Source organism: Flavobacterium bizetiae (genome assembly GCF_902804475.1).
GTDB classification, from domain to species: Bacteria; Bacteroidota; Bacteroidia; order Flavobacteriales; family Flavobacteriaceae; genus Flavobacterium; species Flavobacterium bizetiae.
Window position 1 is genome coordinate 36,355 of the sequence record NZ_CADCSU010000043.1, and the last position, 18,084, is coordinate 54,438.

The window sequence follows — 18,084 nt, forward strand, 5'->3', positions numbered from 1 at the left end:
CACAATGCTTTACTCAAATAAACCATTCTACCTGAATGGTTTATTTACTTTTTTATCAATCATAAATCAGGGAATCATGGATATCTATACTTTTTTTCAACTAATAATTGTTACCATCGCAGCCACATCTGCCATGACATTATTCAGTTATATTGTATCAGAAAGCTTTCGGGAATTGTACAAAGAACCGGTTTTATTAACTTTTATGTTAAGCAAACTGCATCTTGAATTATCCCCTAATACAAAAGAAACATTAGCCTGGATATTACATTATTTTATAGGCTTTTTGTTCGTTTTATCCTATTACTTTTTATGGGTAAACGAGATTTTACCACTTTCCTTTTTAATCGCTTTTTTACTAGGTTTTACCAGCGGAATCATTGGCATTTTGGGTTGGATGATCATGTTTAAAATGAGCGATCATAAGCCCAAAATCGATTTTAAAGGTTATTATTTTCAGTTGCTTTTGGCCCATATCATTTTCGGTCTTGTTGCAGCAGGGATTTATGCTCTTTCATTAACTGTTTTAATCTTAACAAACGCCCATGTCACTGTCTAAATACAATCAAAAAAGAGATTTTAAACAAACTCTGGAACCAAAAGGAAAGGTCGAAAAATCAGCCAGCAAATTGATTTTCGTGGTGCAAAAACACGCCGCTTCGCATTTGCATTACGATTTTAGACTCGAGATGGATGGAGTGCTCAAAAGCTGGGCGATTCCCAAAGGTCCGTAGATGAATCCTGACGATAAACGTTTGGCGATGATGGTCGAAGATCATCCTTATAGTTATAAAGATTTTGAAGGCACAATTCCGGCCGGAAACTACGGTGCCGGAAATGTTATTGTTTGGGATAATGGCACTTATACCCCAGATGAGCCTACTCAAAATCCTGAAAAAGCATTACTCGCAGATCTTAAAAAAGGTCATTTGAGTTTTATTTTAAAAGGAAAAAAACTAAAGGGAGAATTCTCACTCATCAAACTAAAAGGCAAACAGGAAAATGCATGGTTACTCATTAAAAAACAAGATCCGTATGCTACAGAAAGCGATATATTAAACAAAAATAAATCGGTTATAACAGACAGGACTTTAGAAGAATTAGAGAAAAAATCCAAAAAAATGGATCAGAATAGCTCTGAAAAAAAAGCTTCGAAAAAAAGTAATTCATCCGCTGAAACTCCTGCCGTTTTCATTAAACCCATGTTAGCGAATACCAAAGAAAAAGCATTTGATGATACCAATTGGGTATTCGAAAATAAATACGATGGATATAGGACAATTGCTGTAATTAATCCTACTGATGTGCAATTATTTAGCCGAAATGAATTATCTTTTAATACTAATTTTAAACCCATTGCAGATGAATTACAAAAAATAGATCATATTGCAGTTTTAGACGGCGAAATTGTGGTAGAAGACGAAAACGGAAAAGCTAATTTTCAGCTGCTTCAAAACTATCTGAAAACGGGTTTTGGAACGCTAAAATACTATGTTTTTGATCTTCTTAATTTAGATGGAAATCTCATCACTGATTTGTCGTTGCTTGAAAGAAAAGAGCTTTTGAAAATTCTCTTTAATAAATATGATTTCACCAATGTTTTTTACTCAGAACATACCATAGAAAAAGGTTTGAAGCAATTTGATCTTTCGATAAAAAACAAAGGCGAAGGAATTATTGCCAAAAAAGCCGATAGTACTTATATCCCAAATAAAAGAAGCAGCGACTGGCTTAAAATTAAAATTTCGAATGAAGAAGAAGCCATTATCATCGGAATCACGCAGCCTAAGAATTCCAGAAAATATTTTGGTGCCATTTTACTCGGGCAATATTACGGAAAAAGGCTTCAGTTTATTGGGAAATGCGGCACCGGTTTTACAGATGCAACATTAAAAGAATTGTATACAAAGCTAAAACCTCATTTTGTGAATGAATCTCCGCTTAGCGAAAAAGTAGTCCTGAGAGATCAAATTCAATGGGTAAAACCGAAACTGGTTTGTCAGGTTAAATTTTCAGAATGGACGAATGACAAACATTTAAGACATCCCGTATATCTGGGTTTGAGAATTGATAAAAAAGCCAATGAAGTTTTTGTTCCTTCAAACAATAAATCAAATGTTGAATTAGAGGTTAAACCGGATAAAATTTTAAAAGAAGAAAAAATGAAAGAAGAACCAACCCCTGCAACAGAAAACGATTACGACTTAAAAATTGGGAAAACTACTTTGCATTTAACCAATCAAAACAAGATTTATTTTCCTGAAGATGGTATTACCAAAGGAGAAATCGTGCAGTATTATAATGAAGTCGCTGATTTGATTCTTCCGTATCTTAAAGATCGGCCGCAATCGATGAATCGTTTTCCTAACGGAATTAATGCACCGGGATTTTATCAAAAAGATGTCGCTGTAGACAAAGTTCCGGATTGGCTGAAAACCAAAAAAATATTTTCAGAATCGAATGAAGAATATCTTAATTATTTGATTTGTAATGATAAAGCAACTTTGCTCTATATGGCGAATTTAGGCTGTATCGAAATGAATCCTTGGAATTCTACCATTAAACACATCGAAAATCCGGATTGGCTCGTTATTGATATTGATCCTGACAAAGATGATTTTCAGGAAGTGGTAAAAACTGCTTTAACCGTAAAAGAAGTTCTCGACGAACTCGAAACCGATTGTTATTGCAAGACTTCTGGCGCAACCGGATTACACGTTTACATTCCGCTTGGCGCACAATACGATTACGATTCGATTAAAATCTTCGGAGAATTACTGGCTACCGACATTCATTCACGTTTACCCAAAACAACTTCTTTAGAACGAAGCATTAAAAAAAGAAACCATAAAATCTATATCGATTATTTACAAAACCGACGCGGACAAACTTTGGCTTCGCCTTATTCTGTAAGACCTAAGCACGGAGCAACAGTTTCTACTCCTTTAGAATGGAGCGAAGTAAATTCGAAACTGCATCCTTCGCAGTTTACCATCAAAAATGTATTGAAACGTTTTGAGAAAAAAGGAGATTTATGGCAACCCGTTTTAGGAAAAGGTGCCAACATCAAAAAGATACTACACAAACTGGAAAATAGAAATCCTAACTAATAAATAAAATCGTTACTAAAAAGTATAATTCCTCCGGGATATTTCCAGGGTGTACCATTCGTTAATTCTACCAATATTTAACTCCTTCGGAGTAATAAAAAATATCTCGGAGAGATTAAATATTGGTAGAAATCAATTTATTTATGCCGTTTTTGTGTCCCGTAGGGACTACATTTATTAACTAGCAACCTGAAGTAACTAAGAGGATTTCTTTTTTTCCAGACTTGCTTTTAGCATTGCCATTAAATCATCGCTTTGTTTGTGAACGACTTTTAATTTTGGAGCGGCTTGTTTTTTACCTTTTGCTTTGTTCTTTATAATTTGCAAAAGCTTCGCGGTATATTCATCTTTGTAAGCGCTGATATCGAATTTTTCTGTAAGCTGATCGATCAGTTTTTCGGCCATATCCATTTCTTTTGTAGCTTTTTTAGACGCTGCAGGTAATTTTAATTCTGATGTATCTCGTATTTCCTGCTCAAAACGAATTCGGTTTAAAAGAATTACATTTTTGTACGGTTTCAAAATCGCCAGGCTTTCTTTATTGCGCAAAACAAAACTCGTTACCCCTACTTTTCCTGACGCTTCAAGCGCATCTCTAAGCAAAGCATACGCATTCATAGCGCCTTTATCAGGCTCAAGATAATACGGTTGTTCATAGTAAATACTATTAATTTCTGTTTCTAAAGCAAAACTCTGAATGTTAATCGTTTTGGTTTTCTCAGCATCTGCTGCCTCAAAATCCGCATCTTCAAGAATAACATATTTATCATCTATTTTATATCCTTTTACAATATTGGCGTACGCCACTTCTTTTCCGGTATTTTCATTTACCCTTTTGAATTTGATGTTGGCGTGATCTTTTTCATCCAGCATATCCATGTCAATACTGCTTTCCTGCACCGCAGAAAATATTTTAATGGGAATATTAATTAACCCAAAACTTATCGATCCTGTCCAAATTGCTCTCATAACTTTAGTTTATAAAATTGAATTTCCTTCGACCCATTTCAGGGCTTTATTGAAAGCTAACTTTTTAAAACCACGTAATTCTCCCGTGCTGTTAAATGTAAATTTGTCATTAAAATTCATCTCTTCAGAGTCTGAAACAATCGCAACCCTGTTCCAGTTTTCAAATTGTTGCAATCCCAAAACAGCATCCTGAAACCATACATTTTCAGTAAAACTCTGAACATCCGTATCCAACGCAAATAAAAAATTTATTTCATTTGATTGTTTGGATAAACCTTCTAACTCAGGCAATACAACACTCTTAAAATCAGCAGTTGTTACCTGACCAAGAGCTCTAAAAGCAATTAAATTTTTGGCTGTTTCTATTTTATGTATCATAATGATTATAGTTTGATTTGTTGTTCTAATATTTTCTTTTACAGAGGGTTAAAATTAATTCACAACACATCAGAAAATCTTACACGATTATGGGCAGAGATTACAAAACTTCAACAATGTATTTATCAGTTAAAAACAATCAAAAATTTTTCACGCAGATTAAGCAGATTTTATTCAAAATAATAATCGGCGCTAATCTGCATAAATCCTTTCAAATCTGCGTGAAACCTTAATTATAACAAAATAGGTTTCGTCAAATAACACTTCATAAAAAAACTCCAAAATCAAATGACTTTGGAGTTTATAATTAACCTTTAAAATAATTTATTTCTTTGCTGTTGCAGCTTCTTCAATAATACGTAAAACTTCTGTTGGGTGCGAAAGCATTACCACATGGCTTGCTTCAATTTCTGTTGTTTTCGCATTCGCTCTTTTTGCCATAAATCGTTCTAATTCCGGGCTTATCGATTTATCGCTTTTAGCTAAAATATACCAGCTTGGTTTTGTTTTCCAGGCAGGTTCTCCGCTTTTATCTGCAAAAACACCTTGTTTTGCAGGAGTTTGTGTTGCATAAATCAGGTTTTGGTCTTTCTCTTTAAGATCCTGAGCAAAAACTTCTTTAACTCCCGCTTTCGACAAATAAACAAAACCATCCAAAGGCTCTAAATAATTGCTAAGCGTAATCGCAGGGCCTTGCACAGATAAAGCAGGAATTGTTTCTCCTAAATCAGGAACCAATGCCGCAACAAAAACCAAACCTTTTACTTTAGGGTCGTTTCCGGCTTGTGTAATCACAAAACCTCCCCACGAATGTCCCACTAAAATAACATTTCCTTTCGCCTGCGCAATCGCTCTTTTGGTAGCAGCAACATCATCTGCCAATGATGTAATTGGATTTTGAACCGAAATTACGGGATATCCTTTTGCCTGCAAAGCCACAATTTGATTGGTAAACGAAGATCCGTCTGCCCAGATTCCGTGAACAAAAATGATTGTTGGTTTATTTGATGTTGTTTCCTGTGAATACATTTTTATACTACTAAGAGATACAAAAACAGCAAAAGCTAAAATTTTAATTGTTTTCATTTGTTTAATTATTTAGTGTTTATTTAATTTATAATTCAGGCACAATTGCCCTTTTTTGATTCAGTAAAAGCCCAATTCGATGCGAATTACCAAGTGTATCTTTTTGAAGTATCATCGTATTCTCTTCAAATTTTTGATATTTAAAATCCTCTTTTTCTCCCACAGATTCCAAAATTTCAATAGATAATAACTTACCAGGGATAATGGCTCCAATCCAGTTAGGATCGGGTTTTTGATGCCATGTAATGCAAATCAGTTTTTCGCCCTTCTGCAAATGAGAACTATTTGTTTCAATCCTCTCAATGGCTATTTGATTGCCGTACAATAATGCTGTAGTGTGTTTTTTATTGTTGATAGAAGAATTGATGACCTCCAAACCGGAAACTTTATCCAGCATATTGTCCGGTAACGAAGCTTCTTTATTCAAAGCATTTTCATTGGTTTTATCTGAGCATCCCAAAAGGAAAAAGAAAGAAATAATGGCGGTAAAATAAAGTATCGTTTTCATGTTTATTGACGTATTGGAAGTGTGAATACATAATCGTTTTTCTCCATAGGTTTGTGGCAATTCATACATTCGATTACAAAATCTGCCCTTTTACCGTACGGAATCAGTTCGGTGGTTTTAAAGCGCGAAAATCCCCAACCGTTTGTTTTCTTGTATTTCTTATGATCTTTACTCATAAATTCTACTTGTTTAAAAGCGCCCTGAGAAATATTCCCGTCCTCATCTTCAATTTCTTCATAAGCCGCTTTCGCTAAAATTGCTCCGTCGGGCCAGGGATTAATTTTCTTTTCTTTAATTGCTTTTATCGCAATATCATTTCCGTAAATAATTCGCATGGTTCCGTTATCCAGACGTTGCGTTGTACTTACAACAGCCCAGTTTTTATAATCAGCTACATAAGCAATTCCGTTTGGCGTTTGAGGTATTTTTGCTGAGTTTTCAACCTTTTTTAATGCTGCAGACTGATCATTCAGAGCCTCTATTTTAGCCGTATCCTGAGGTTTATTATTCACTCGTAAACTCCATATATAATTTTGAAGTACTTTGATATCATTTTGAGAAAGTTTAGCCTGCGGATGTGCCAATGTATAACTCTGCAAAGGCATTGCTCCCTGAGAAACCTGATTCACAGATTCCCAAAGTTTTGCTTTTTGGTCTGCAGGTGATAGTTTATCCCATTCAGAAAAGTTGAGTCCGTTTCTGCCGTCTTTAATATGTTGCGCCACCAGCCAAGACGCCGGAACTATTTTATCATACCAGGTTAAATTAGTCTGGTTTGAATGGCAATCATAACAAGAATTTCTTAAGATAGTTTGTACTTCGTGAGGTACTTTTACCTCTCCCGTTACTGGCGGATTTGTAATTTCAGGTCGTAAAGATTGTACGGTTGCAAAAATTCCAAATAAGAGGAATAACGGAATCATGATGATCTTTCTTTTATATATTTTTTGCTTTTTCATATCGTTGGTTTTTCTGTTTAATGGCTGAATTTTAATCTTTATTTTAATCTGTTCATCAAAATGAAGCTGAACAAAAATGCTCTCGTTTTACAATTTGATAGTGCAAATAAAGCGCTGAAACCCCAATGGAATCAACAAAAAATGCGCAAAAGGGAAAAAATGAACTTAAAAGGGAATAAACAGAATCGAACGGAATTTGACTTTCTCTATTGGATAGCTTCATTATAGGAATTACTATCGAATGCTATTTTTGAGTATTGAAAATAATTATACCCAACCCATTATTATTAATTAAATTTGAATCCTGAATACAAAAATTTCCCATGAAAAAAGACAAGCTTTATCTTTTTACTTTTTTATCATTATTGGTAGTCGTATACATTTGCGGATACTTTAGTATGAACTATTTGGTCAATCTGAGTACAGAACAATTTCTAAAAATCCAGATCGAATCCAGTAAAAGAGAAGCCAAAGAAATGGCCAACCTTATTTCTTTGCAAGCACAACAAAATGCTGATAAAAAAGTCATCATCAATAATGTTCAGCAAAGCATTGAAAAAACCGATACTCAAACCGGATTCATTTGCATGTTTGATCAGACAGGAAAAGAAATATGCCATCCAAATCCGGAAAAAATTGGACGAATGACCGGACCAGACGAATCATTTATTTCGACAACGCATAACGAAGTAAACCCAGAAGATTTTTATTCGTACTTAAAAAATAAAACCGAAGGCGGCGGAATTCGAAATTATAATGATCCAAAAATAGATTCTGAAATTATCTACCTCTATCCCGTTAAAGACACCGATTGGATTATTGCTTCGCATGCCAATCTTCAAAGCATTAATAAACAAGTACAGGATCTAAAATTCTACTTTATTCTCGTTTACATTAGTACAGGCGCTTTGATTGTTTTGCTTTCATTTTTTATGATCCGCCTTTTTGGAAGCCGTTATGAAAGAAAACTGGAACAGAAAAATGAAAACCTTTTTAATGAAGTTTTAAGCCTTTCGAAACTCAATTATGATTTAACGAATTATAAATCTAAACTGGAATCGAATGAACAATTAAAGGTTCAGGATGTTGCGATTGCCGGTACGAATAAAAAGAGAATTCTAACGAATCTGAAAAACGAAATCGTCTCGCTCGAAATAGAACAAATCGCTTATATCTACATGGAAAATACGATTACTTATGTGAAAGATATAAACGGAAAAGTCTCGACAAGTAATAGCAGCCTAGAAGAAATTTATAGCGAATTAGACAACTCCACTTTTTTCAGAGCCAACAGACAATTTATTCTGGCAATAAAATCGATAGATAAAATACTCAAATACGGCAATAATCAGTTGAAAATTGAAGTTGTGCCGAAATCTCAAATCGATGTCATTATTAGTAAAAACAAAGCTGCTGAGTTTAAAGCATGGTTGAATAAATAGCAAAAGGAAATGTTTCAATCCCTAAAGAAACGACATATTTATAGAAATTAAACCGTACAATAAAAAACATTGAATATCTAAAATTTATATGTCGCTCCGCTGGAGCTTAATTCTGAATCAATATCAAATAGCTATAAATATATCGCTCCTATGGAGCTTTGCTGATAAATATATTTAGAAATCAAAAAAACAGTTGATTTTAAGTCCCGGAGGGATGACATATTTATAGAAAACCAGAGGGACGACATATTTATAGAAAATTAAGCCACAAAAGCAAAGAGCCTCAGCGGGGCGAAATATAAAATTCAAACAATAAAAAAGAGGAATATTCCAAAAATGAAATATTCCCCTTTTTCTATATTTAAAATTATTGATCTGAAATAAATAACTTAGAATTTAAATGTAATGTTGGCTGTAACACGTGTTGGGTTTTGAGCCGCTAGTCTGTACGACCAATACTTTTCATTCGTTAAATTATCCACTTTAATTCCAAGTCGGTATTTAGGCTGATCGTAAAAAAGCGAAGCATCTAAAACAGTGTACGACGGAATAGAAAATTTGAATGTTGCGGTATTCGTCTGGTAATATTCGCTACCATAAATACCTCCAAAACCAAATCCTAAACCTTGCGCAGGACCATTTACAATTCTATAACTTGCCCATAAATTCGCCGTTCTTGGAGATCCTGCCGTAGATGGTCGTAAACCCTGAACACTGGCATTACTTTTTTCGAATTTACTATCATTATACGTATAACCTGCCACGATATTTAATCCAGAAATAGGATTGGCGATCAACTCAGCTTCAAAACCTTTACTTACCTGAGTTCCGTCCTGAATAGAGAAATTGATATGATCAGGATCATCACGTGTAATGTTTGTAACCTGAATATCATAATAGCTAAGTGTCGCTGATATTTTGTTCAAATCAAATTTAAAACCTCCTTCATATTGATTCGCCTGATTTGGTTTGAACGTGTTTCCGTCAAAATCAGAACCTGAAACGTTGCTAAAACCATTCATATAATTACCAAAAACCGCAATCTTATCTTTCATAAGTTGATACACCACTCCAAATTTTGGTGAAAATGCCGTCTGATTGTAATTTCCTGCAATAGAATCCTTGCTTGGGTAATACGTTCCTTTATTTTCGTATCGGTCTACACGAATTCCTCCCATTACCAATAATTTGTCCGTAACGTTCAAAAAATCAGAAACATAGGCACTATACGTGTTTTCATTATTCGCCACATAATTAGTGAATTTTACTTTAGGATCAGTAAACATAGGGGCCACTTTATCTAAATTGAAATTGTTGTAAGCGTCGCCCGGTTTTTTATAATCCATGGCTGGCATATTTACGATGGCATCGTTACGAGTTGCACGAAGACTGTAAAAATCGACACCTGCCACTACCCTGTTTTTTAGTTTACCAATGTTAAAAATACCAATGAAATTCTGCTGAATATCTGTTCCGTAAAAAGGAGAATCCTGATACGTAACTTGTTGTCTTAATGTTGTTGGAGACATCATTTGTAACGCCACGGTATACCCCTCAGATGAAGATCTTGTTCTGGATATAACCGTTTGAGACGTCCACTGATCGGTCATTTTATATTTTAACTGTGCAAAAACATTATATTGCTGACTTGTATAATTAATGGTATTATTGGCAAAAGACAATTTATACGGAATATCAAGTGCTTCGATACTACTTTCGGTGTTTTTTACAACAAATGGTGCCAATCTGGTTGGAGAAGTTGCTTTGTACATACTAAATTCTGCATCGATTAAAAGCGTTAAACGATCATTGATTTCATATGAAAAACTTGGAGCAAAAGAAAAATTTCTATTAAATCCGGCATCCTGAAAACTTCTTTCGCTATGAAAAGCAGTATTCATTCTTAACAAGGCAGTTTTATCTTTATTTAATGGCGTATTCACATCTGCTGTAAATCGGTTTAAATCCCAACTTGCTGCTGAATATGATATTTCGCCTTTAAAACTATCAAAAGGCTTTTTGGTCACACGATTAAACAATCCTCCAAAAGAAGATAAAGTACTTCCAAAAAGTGTTGCCGATGGTCCTTTGATCACTTCGATACGCTCCAGGTTCGAAGGATCGATTGTAGTATACGTAAAACTTCCAACTCCGTTTCTAACCAACTGTGGCGTTGGGAAACCTCTTGATATAGAAGTCGTTCGTCCTTGGTTTCTTACCTCAGCAATACCAGCTCCCGGAACGTTTTTAAAGGCACTGTTATAATCTGTAATAACCTGTTCTTTCATTAACTCTTTACTCACAATAATGTAAACCTGAGAGTTTTCGATATTTTTAAGCGGCATTTTTGCCACATCGATACTTTCTTTTTTGGCAAAACGATTTCCACCGGTACGAATGACAACATCTTCAAGATTTTCTACAGATGAATTTACTCTGATATCTACTTTCGCTGATGGCGCCTCTGCTTTAATCTCAGCTGTTTCTGTAGAAGATGCGTAACCTGACATTGTAACTTCGAGCGTATAGGTACCAAAAGGCAACTTTTTAAACTCATAATTACCAGATGCGTTTGTTACCGCGCTTTTACTAATTTCAATTAATTTAACAATAACACCCTGATTTGCATTTCCGTCATTGGTAATAATAGTTCCGGATATTTGTCCTGTATCTGAAGTCTGAGCCTGAAGAAATCCTCCGCTCATTAATAAACCAACTACAATAACGAAATTAAATTGCTGTTTTAGATTTGCGATCATTCTTCCTGAAGTTCTTATGAAAGAGGAAGTTGATACTATTTTTGTTTTCATGTTATTATTATTTAAACCAATTCTAAATTAAGGCGCAAATGAACAATATTTTTTGTTATCAATCAACAGCAAATCATCAATTTTTTTCGAAATAATTGCATTTAAATAACCGTAAAAAAAACACTAAAACAAGGCTTTAAGAAATTTATTACGTAAAATTTTTATTAGGTAAAAAAGAAGATACATTAGCTGTAATTTGAAAAATTGTTTCTTGCTTAAAGGTCCTTTTCAAATGACGTTTTAAACAAAGTAAAATTGACTTTTTAAACAAAATGCAAAAAATAATGCCGCTATAACTTTGCTCCCATAACAAATAACATTTAGAAAAAATGGAAACAAATAATTATTACGGAGCATTACAAAAACCTCTTAATTCAGGATTTAATGCACAATCAACATCAGGAGAAATCATCAAAGGAATTGACCTTACGGGAAAAATTGCCATTGTAACGGGCGGACATACCGGAATTGGTTTAGAAACTACCAAAACACTTTCTAACGCTGGAGCCACAGTAATTGTTGCTGCCAGGGATTTGGCTAAAGCCGAAAAAAATCTAAGCGGAATTGCCAATGTAGAAATAGAATCGCTGGACTTCATGAATCCGGAATCTATTGATGCATTTGCTTTAAAATTTTTATCTTCAAAAAGACCATTGCATTTATTGATCAATAATGCGGGAATTATGTGGGTGCCCTTGCGCAGAGATCATCGTGGTTACGAATCGCAATTGGTAACCAACTATTTGGGGCAATTTCAATTGACTTTAAGATTATTTCCCGCACTTAAAAAAGCAAACGGAGCAAGAGTTTTAAACGTTTCATCTTACGGACATCAGATGGCGCCTTTTAATTTTGACGATCCTAATTTTATACATCGCGATTATGATACGTTACAAGGTTACGGACAGTCTAAGACTGCTTGTAATTTATTTGCACTTGAACTGGACAATCGCGCCAAAGAATTCAATATCAGAGCTTATTCGTTACATCCGGGAAGTGTTTTAGGAACGGATTTAGGAAGAGAAGAACCGATCGAATTATTCAAACAAATGGGAACTCACGATCAGGATGGCAACCTTAAACCGGAAGTAGCTGCTTTGCTAAAAACAATTCCGCAGGGAACTGCAACAACCATCTGGTGTGCTACAAGCCCAATGTTACACAATATTGGCGGAGTATATTGCGAAGATGCCAATGTAGCTGAGCTTGACTTAGGAAATATCGAACATAGATTTGATGATCCTTCGACTATTCGTGGCGTACAACCCTATTCATTAGACCACGATAATGCTAAAAGATTATGGGATTTAAGCGAAAGAATGACAGGAATTACATTTGGCATTTAGTAAATCTGCCTTAGCTGAAAATATAAATACCACCAGAGATTGTTATCTTTGATAGATTGAAAAGGGCAAATTTGGTGGTTAAATTAATACTATTACAATGGAACATGTGTCAAAATATTTAACTCAGGATATAAAGCTTTCGTGTTATGAAGATAAATTCTTTAAGTCAGATTTAGTTTTTGACGACCATATGCTTATTTGGTTCATTTCAGGAGAAACCAAAATCATTCAGGCCGATGCTGTTTTTACTTTTAAGTCGGGAGACATTTTTCTGATTCCGAGAAATTTATTGGCCACTATTATCAATTATCCTAAAAATGGCCAGCCACACAAAACGGTGGTTATGCATCTTTCGACCAAACGTTTAAAAGAGTTTTACAAAAATATTGATTTAGATTCTAACCGAACTGCTGAACAAAAAATCATCCATTACAACAATCATCCATTATTAGAAAGCTGTCTGGCTTCGTTAATTCCTTATTTCGAAATAGAAGGTAATTTTCCTGAAAACCTTGCTTCTTTAAAGATTACTGAAGCCATTAGTATTTTGAGAGAAATAGACAAAGGAATCGATAATATCCTCGCTAATTTTGATGAACCTGGTAAAATAGATCTGATTGATTTTATGCAGCGCAATTTTATGTTTAATATGCCAATGGAAAAACTCGGCTATCTTACCGGTCGCAGTTTATCTACTTTTAATAGAGATTTTAAAAAACACTTTGATACCACGCCGCAAAAATGGCTTACCAAAAAAAGACTCGAACTGGCGCATTACCAATTATCTAAAAATAAGAAAAAGCCAATCGAGATTTATTACGAAGTTGGTTTCGAAAACTTATCTCATTTTTCTTATGCCTTTAAAAAGCAATTTGGTTATGCCCCAACTTCACTAAGGGAATAATTTGGTTTCAACTTTTAGGTTTCAGGTTTACCCTAGCCCCGATAGAAGAGGAAATCCTTTTGTGCCGGGGTTCGGCACAAAAGATTGGAACGTATAGCGGGATTAGCTCCTGAAAAAAAGATTCGGTTTTATTATAGAAATCGGCATGATAAAATTATCTGTAGTCTTATTGAGGGACTTCGACTTCGCTCAGTCTGACATACAAAACAACAAACCCTGCTATAAAAAATCCGCAACAATCCGTGCTTTCGCAAAGCGAATCCGTGTCATCCGCGTCCCATCTCTCATTATCTAATTATCAAATTTCCTAATTATCTAATTCCTCCCTGCTGAACCTCTCAACAAAACAACTTTGGACTTTTCAACAAAGTTACCAGATAATATTCTTAAGATCTTTGTACCATAAAAATGCAATCAATGATACATACCCATCAAAAAGTATTGGTAACAGGCGGAACCGGTTTTGTAGCGATACATAGTATTTTGCAATTATTAAACCGTGGTTATGAGGTTCGAACAACCGTTCGCTCGATTACAGGAAAAGACAAAATTTATGAAATGCTAAAAAATGGCGGCATTACAGATTTTAGTAAGCTGGACTTTATCGAAGCTGATCTTACGTCAGATAAAAACTGGCTCGAAGCCATGATTGGCTGTCAGTATGTGTTGCATATTGCTTCGCCTATATTTTTAAGATTGCCCAAAAACGAAGACGAAATGATTCGTCCCGCGGTAGACGGAACATTGCGTGTCTTGAAAGCCGCTCGCGAAGCAGGTGTAAAACGTGTGGTTATAACATCAAACTTTGGCGCTGTAGGTTATAGCCATAAAGACCGGAATAGCCTTGTTACTGAGGAAAGCTGGACAAACCCGAACGAAAAGGGACTTTCGACTTATAATAAATCTAAAGTTCTGGCCGAACAAGCCGCATGGAATTTTATGAAAACCGAAGGTGGATCGCTAGAACTTAGTGTTATTAACCCAATGGGAATCTTTGGTCCGTCGTTAAGCGCTGATTTATCGAGTGGTTTTGAAATGCTGAAAAAACTATTAGACGGAAGCATGAAAGCAATTCCCGATATCCGATTAGGAATCGTTGATGTAAGAGATGTAGCAGAACTGCACATTCTGGCAATGGAAAATCCTGATGCAAAAGGACAACGCTTTTTAGCCTTAGCCGGAGGCACAATGTCATTATTGGAAATAGTGAAACTCATAAAAATAAAAATGCCTTATGTTGCCGGGAAAGCATCTACAAAATCTTTACCTACCTTTATAATACGTTTAACAGCTTTGTTCAACGATCAGGCAAAAGCCATTCTGCCATTGGTAGGTATTTACCGCGAAGCCAGTAACGAAAAGGCGAAAACCGTTTTAGGCTGGAAACCCAGAAATAACGAAGAAGCAATTATGGCAAGCGTAATTAGTTTAATTAAATGGAAATCTCTTAAAGTATAAATATGAAAGTAATTGTAACAGGCGCCACCGGAATGGTAGGCGAAGGAGTTTTGATAGAATGTTTGAATAATAATGAGGTAAAACAAGTTTTATACGTAGGAAGAAAACCAAGCGGAAAATCGCATCCTAAACTAAAAGAATATCTGGTGCCTGATTTTCTTTCGCTGAAAAGCGATGACAGTCAGCTTTCTGGGTATGATGCATGTTTTTATTGCGCCGGAATTAGCAGTGTAGGATTAGATGAAACGCAATACACGCAAATTACGTACGATACTACCTTGCATTTTGCCAAAGTTTTATTAGCACAAAACTTAAACTTTACCTTCAATTTTATTTCTGGAGCGCATACAGACAGTTCTGAAAACGGAAAAGTAATGTGGGCTCGCGTAAAAGGAAAAACCGAAAATGCTTTGCAAGCCTTGCCTTTTAAGGCACAATACAATTTTAGACCAGGATTAATGAAACCTGATAAAACCCAAACTCAGCTAAAAGGATATAATAAATATATTCCGTTATTCTCGCCTTTTTTAGGTTTGTTTTATACAGGATGCACCACCAGAGAAATAGGACGCGCCATGATTTTAGTGACCAAAATAGGTTTTCCTAAAAAAATACTCGAAGCAAAAGATATTTTAACAGCCGCTAATTTAGAATGAAGAAACGAATCTTAAAAATAATAAAACGCATACTCATTACAATCCTGGCAATAATAGTAGTTCTGGGTATTGCTACTTTTTTGTACATGCAAAAGGCAACTTTCGGGAGTTTACCATCATCCAAAAGCATGGTGAAAATTGAAAAATCACCTCATTATAAAGACGGAGAATTTCAGAATACGATTTATACGCCAACATTGGCTCCGGGATATAGTTTTTGGGGCGAAATACAAAAGCAGATTTTCGATAAAAGCGTTCCGACAGAACCTTCAAAAAGAATTCCGTCTGTAAAAACAGATTTAAAACATTTTCCTGCAGATCAGAATCTTTTAGTATGGTTTGGGCATTCTTCTGCCCTTTTGCAAATTGACGGAAAGAAAATTCTAATCGATCCTATTTTTAGCGATAATGCGTCTCCGCTGCCTAATACCGTAAAAGTTTTCGACGGAACCAATAAGTATCACGTGCAAGATTTACCCAATATAGATTATTTACTCATCTCGCACGATCATTATGATCATCTTGATTACGAAACCGTTCTGGCGCTTAAGGATAAAGTAAAAACCGTGATTTGCGGTTTGGGAGTTGGCGCTCATTTTGAACGCTGGGGATATCCAAAAGACAAAATTATCGAACAGGATTGGAACGATGATGTTGTAGTGGCAAAAAACTTTACCATTCATACTTTGACCGCAAGGCATAAATCAGGACGTGGTTTAAAACAAAATCAATCGTTATGGGCTTCTTTTTTAATTAATTCGCCTACGCTAAAGGTCTATTACAGCGGCGATGGCGGTTACGACACGCATTTTGCCGAAATCGGGAAACAATTTGGTCCTATTGATGTTGCTATTATGGAAAACGGACAATACGATAAAGCCTGGCATTACATTCATATGTTGCCCGAGGAAACCCTGCAAGCCGCAAAAGATCTGCAAGCCAAAAGCATTGTTCCTGTTCATAATTCGAAATTTGCGCTGGTCAAACATACCTGGAACGCCCCGCTAAACGAGCTTAACCGACTCAACGCAAAATATCAGATTCCGCTGATTACGCCTGTTATCGGAGAAATCGTTATTTTTGATGAGCACAAAGTTTTTAAACAATGGTGGAAAGACAATTCCAACTAACAGACGCTTCAAACCATGAGATATACCGAAATTAAAAGCTGTTATATTGGTCCGGAAATATCGCCGGAACAATTCATTGCCGAACATTTCTTTTTGTACCTCGCAAAAGGCACGATCGAAGGTTATGACGGCATTAGCAAATACCATCTAAAACCCGGCGAATATTGCATCGTTCGTAAAAATCATCTGGCGCGGTACAACAAACAAAAGCAAGACGGAGAATTCGAAAAAGTTGTTGTTATTTTTGATACCGACTTTCTCGAAAAATTCGCCATAAAACATAAAGTAATTGGTCAAAATAGTATTAATGAAGCATCGTTTGTACACATCAACAAAAGCGATTTAGTGCCCAATTTTATTCTTTCGCTGATGCCATATTACAATGACGGAGGCGAAATCGACGATACATTTTCGAACATCAAGCGCGAAGAATTGCTTTTGATTCTTTTAAAAGAAAATCCACAATTAGTCGACATTCTTTTTGATTTTGCACCACCAGAAAAAATTGATCTCGAAGCCTATATGAACCGCAATTATAAGTTTAATATCAGCATGGAGCGTTTTGCCTATCTCACAGGCCGAAGCATTTCTGGTTTCAAGCGCGATTTTGCCGCTATTTTTTCAGATACTCCAAGTCGGTGGCTTATTCAGCGAAGACTCCAGGAAGGTTATTTCCTGATCGAGAAAAAAGGAAAAAAGCCTTCTGATATTTATCTCGATCTCGGTTTCGAAGATCCCTCGCATTTTTCATTTGCTTTTAAGAAGAAATACGGTATCACGCCTTCGGCTGTATTGCAGAAGTAGTTTGTTTTTTTGCCACAGATTACAAGATTAAAAAGATTAAAAACCAATCTGCTCAATCTGTGAGATCTGCGAGAAAAAATTTTTAAACACATAGAAACATAGGTTTAATGCTTTACTAATTGAGGTAGTTTAAAAAATCTAGATTTTTAAACATAGCTATGCGAACAGTCTATGCGGTAATATTTAAAGTGAAACGCCTTTTTTAGCAATCCTAAAAATTATGTTCCTATGTGTTTAAATAATAAGTTTTTTTCACGCAGATCTCACAGATTGCAGCAGATAATCACAGATTTAATTTTTAATAATCATCTGCGCAAATCTGCTTAAATACTTTAAAAATCTGCGTGAAACAAAAAATAAAATCTTTTTAATCCTGTAAACTGTGGCAAAAATTTAAACACATACTTTTTCACGCTCATTTCACAGATTGCAGCAGATAATCACAGATTTATTTTAATAATCATCTGCGCAAATCTGCTTAAATCCTTTTAAAATCTGCGTGAAACAAAAAAATAAAATCTTTT

15 protein-coding genes and 1 pseudogene are annotated in these 18,084 nt (G+C 35.2%); 10 read left to right on the plus strand and 6 right to left on the minus strand.

Annotation, left to right across the window (positions count from 1 at the left end; all coding sequences use genetic code 11):
- The first annotated feature begins 4 nt into the window (after nucleotides 1-4).
- From FLACOL7796_RS03760 to ligD, 3 genes and pseudogenes are all read left to right on the plus strand, one after another.
- Nucleotides 5-559 (plus strand): hypothetical protein, encoded by a 555-nt coding sequence (locus tag FLACOL7796_RS03760; RefSeq protein WP_232067285.1) that lies wholly within the window; start codon nucleotides 5-7, stop codon nucleotides 557-559.
- Nucleotides 546-923: pseudogene (locus tag FLACOL7796_RS24785) on the plus strand (DNA polymerase ligase N-terminal domain-containing protein); the annotation flags it as partial. The gene FLACOL7796_RS03760 and the pseudogene FLACOL7796_RS24785, both read left to right, overlap by 14 nt.
- 279 nt (nucleotides 924-1,202) lie before the next feature.
- Complete coding sequence (gene ligD / locus FLACOL7796_RS03765) at nucleotides 1,203-3,110, plus strand: DNA ligase D (protein ID WP_232067287.1); 1,908 nt, start codon at nucleotides 1,203-1,205, stop codon at nucleotides 3,108-3,110.
- Nucleotides 3,111-3,308: 198 nt separating this feature from the next.
- On the opposite strand, the gene ku is transcribed toward ligD, so the two are convergent.
- The 5 genes from ku to FLACOL7796_RS03790 all read right to left on the minus strand — a co-directional run bounded on the left by ku (nucleotide 3,309) and on the right by FLACOL7796_RS03790 (nucleotide 7,010).
- Nucleotides 3,309-4,079 (minus strand): non-homologous end joining protein Ku, encoded by a 771-nt coding sequence (gene ku, locus FLACOL7796_RS03770; RefSeq protein ID WP_173969496.1) that lies wholly within the window; start codon nucleotides 4,077-4,079, stop codon nucleotides 3,309-3,311.
- Nucleotides 4,080-4,088: 9 nt separating this feature from the next.
- Nucleotides 4,089-4,457 carry a SpoIIAA family protein gene (locus FLACOL7796_RS03775; RefSeq protein WP_173969497.1) on the minus strand — a complete coding sequence of 123 codons (369 nt, stop codon included), beginning with the start codon at nucleotides 4,455-4,457 and terminating at the stop codon, nucleotides 4,089-4,091.
- A gap of 324 nt (nucleotides 4,458-4,781) precedes the next feature.
- On the minus strand, nucleotides 4,782-5,543 hold the full coding sequence (locus FLACOL7796_RS03780) for an alpha/beta hydrolase (protein ID WP_173969498.1): 762 nt from the start codon (nucleotides 5,541-5,543) through the stop codon (nucleotides 4,782-4,784).
- A gap of 28 nt (nucleotides 5,544-5,571) precedes the next feature.
- Nucleotides 5,572-6,051 (minus strand): hypothetical protein, encoded by a 480-nt coding sequence (locus FLACOL7796_RS03785; RefSeq protein WP_173969499.1) that lies wholly within the window; start codon nucleotides 6,049-6,051, stop codon nucleotides 5,572-5,574.
- 2 nt (nucleotides 6,052-6,053) lie between these two features.
- Nucleotides 6,054-7,010 carry a heme-binding domain-containing protein gene (locus FLACOL7796_RS03790; protein WP_173969500.1) on the minus strand — a complete coding sequence of 319 codons (957 nt, stop codon included), beginning with the start codon at nucleotides 7,008-7,010 and terminating at the stop codon, nucleotides 6,054-6,056.
- A gap of 323 nt (nucleotides 7,011-7,333) precedes the next feature.
- On the opposite strand from FLACOL7796_RS03790, the gene FLACOL7796_RS03795 reads away from it, so the two are divergent.
- A complete protein-coding gene (locus FLACOL7796_RS03795; RefSeq protein ID WP_173969501.1) occupies nucleotides 7,334-8,452 on the plus strand; it encodes a LytTR family transcriptional regulator DNA-binding domain-containing protein in 1,119 nt (372 codons plus the stop codon).
- A 389-nt stretch (nucleotides 8,453-8,841) separates the two neighbouring features.
- Here FLACOL7796_RS03795 and FLACOL7796_RS03800 read toward each other — a convergent pair whose 3' ends face one another.
- Nucleotides 8,842-11,262, minus strand: a complete 2,421-nt coding sequence (locus tag FLACOL7796_RS03800) for a TonB-dependent receptor (RefSeq protein ID WP_232067286.1) — start codon at nucleotides 11,260-11,262, stop codon at nucleotides 8,842-8,844.
- Between the two features lie 329 nt (nucleotides 11,263-11,591).
- On the opposite strand from FLACOL7796_RS03800, the gene FLACOL7796_RS03805 reads away from it, so the two are divergent.
- From FLACOL7796_RS03805 to FLACOL7796_RS03830, 6 genes are all read left to right on the plus strand, one after another.
- Nucleotides 11,592-12,608 carry an SDR family NAD(P)-dependent oxidoreductase gene (locus FLACOL7796_RS03805; protein WP_173969502.1) on the plus strand — a complete coding sequence of 339 codons (1,017 nt, stop codon included), beginning with the start codon at nucleotides 11,592-11,594 and terminating at the stop codon, nucleotides 12,606-12,608.
- Nucleotides 12,609-12,705: 97 nt separating this feature from the next.
- Nucleotides 12,706-13,512, plus strand: coding sequence for an AraC family transcriptional regulator (locus FLACOL7796_RS03810; protein ID WP_173969503.1), 807 nt, complete (start codon nucleotides 12,706-12,708; stop codon nucleotides 13,510-13,512).
- Nucleotides 13,513-13,929: 417 nt separating this feature from the next.
- Nucleotides 13,930-14,970, plus strand: coding sequence for an SDR family oxidoreductase (locus FLACOL7796_RS03815; RefSeq protein ID WP_173969504.1), 1,041 nt, complete (start codon nucleotides 13,930-13,932; stop codon nucleotides 14,968-14,970).
- Nucleotides 14,971-14,972: 2 nt separating this feature from the next.
- Nucleotides 14,973-15,626 carry an NAD-dependent epimerase/dehydratase family protein gene (locus FLACOL7796_RS03820; RefSeq protein ID WP_173969505.1) on the plus strand — a complete coding sequence of 218 codons (654 nt, stop codon included), beginning with the start codon at nucleotides 14,973-14,975 and terminating at the stop codon, nucleotides 15,624-15,626.
- Nucleotides 15,623-16,756 carry an MBL fold metallo-hydrolase gene (locus tag FLACOL7796_RS03825; RefSeq protein WP_173969506.1) on the plus strand — a complete coding sequence of 378 codons (1,134 nt, stop codon included), beginning with the start codon at nucleotides 15,623-15,625 and terminating at the stop codon, nucleotides 16,754-16,756. Before FLACOL7796_RS03820 ends, FLACOL7796_RS03825 begins: the two co-directional genes overlap by 4 nt.
- A 15-nt stretch (nucleotides 16,757-16,771) precedes the next feature.
- The gene (locus FLACOL7796_RS03830) at nucleotides 16,772-17,560 is read left to right on the plus strand and encodes a helix-turn-helix domain-containing protein (RefSeq protein ID WP_173969507.1); all 789 of its coding nucleotides are present in this window, start codon (nucleotides 16,772-16,774) and stop codon (nucleotides 17,558-17,560) included.
- Nucleotides 17,561-18,084 lie beyond the last annotated feature (524 nt).

What these genes read in the sequence shown, in the direction of transcription:
- FLACOL7796_RS03760 (WP_232067285.1), top strand. Translation starts at nt 5, where the DNA reads ATGCTTTACTCAAATAAACCATTCTACCTGAATGGTTTATTTACTTTT.
- ligD (WP_232067287.1), top strand. Translation starts at nt 1,203, where the DNA reads ATGTTAGCGAATACCAAAGAAAAAGCATTTGATGATACCAATTGGGTA.
- ku (WP_173969496.1), bottom strand. Translation starts at nt 4,079, where the DNA reads ATGAGAGCAATTTGGACAGGATCGATAAGTTTTGGGTTAATTAATATT.
- FLACOL7796_RS03775 (WP_173969497.1), bottom strand. Translation starts at nt 4,457, where the DNA reads ATGATACATAAAATAGAAACAGCCAAAAATTTAATTGCTTTTAGAGCT.
- FLACOL7796_RS03780 (WP_173969498.1), bottom strand. Translation starts at nt 5,543, where the DNA reads ATGAAAACAATTAAAATTTTAGCTTTTGCTGTTTTTGTATCTCTTAGT.
- FLACOL7796_RS03785 (WP_173969499.1), bottom strand. Translation starts at nt 6,051, where the DNA reads ATGAAAACGATACTTTATTTTACCGCCATTATTTCTTTCTTTTTCCTT.
- FLACOL7796_RS03790 (WP_173969500.1), bottom strand. Translation starts at nt 7,010, where the DNA reads ATGAAAAAGCAAAAAATATATAAAAGAAAGATCATCATGATTCCGTTA.
- FLACOL7796_RS03795 (WP_173969501.1), top strand. Translation starts at nt 7,334, where the DNA reads ATGAAAAAAGACAAGCTTTATCTTTTTACTTTTTTATCATTATTGGTA.
- FLACOL7796_RS03800 (WP_232067286.1), bottom strand. Translation starts at nt 11,262, where the DNA reads ATGAAAACAAAAATAGTATCAACTTCCTCTTTCATAAGAACTTCAGGA.
- FLACOL7796_RS03805 (WP_173969502.1), top strand. Translation starts at nt 11,592, where the DNA reads ATGGAAACAAATAATTATTACGGAGCATTACAAAAACCTCTTAATTCA.
- FLACOL7796_RS03810 (WP_173969503.1), top strand. Translation starts at nt 12,706, where the DNA reads ATGGAACATGTGTCAAAATATTTAACTCAGGATATAAAGCTTTCGTGT.
- FLACOL7796_RS03815 (WP_173969504.1), top strand. Translation starts at nt 13,930, where the DNA reads ATGATACATACCCATCAAAAAGTATTGGTAACAGGCGGAACCGGTTTT.
- FLACOL7796_RS03820 (WP_173969505.1), top strand. Translation starts at nt 14,973, where the DNA reads ATGAAAGTAATTGTAACAGGCGCCACCGGAATGGTAGGCGAAGGAGTT.
- FLACOL7796_RS03825 (WP_173969506.1), top strand. Translation starts at nt 15,623, where the DNA reads ATGAAGAAACGAATCTTAAAAATAATAAAACGCATACTCATTACAATC.
- FLACOL7796_RS03830 (WP_173969507.1), top strand. Translation starts at nt 16,772, where the DNA reads ATGAGATATACCGAAATTAAAAGCTGTTATATTGGTCCGGAAATATCG.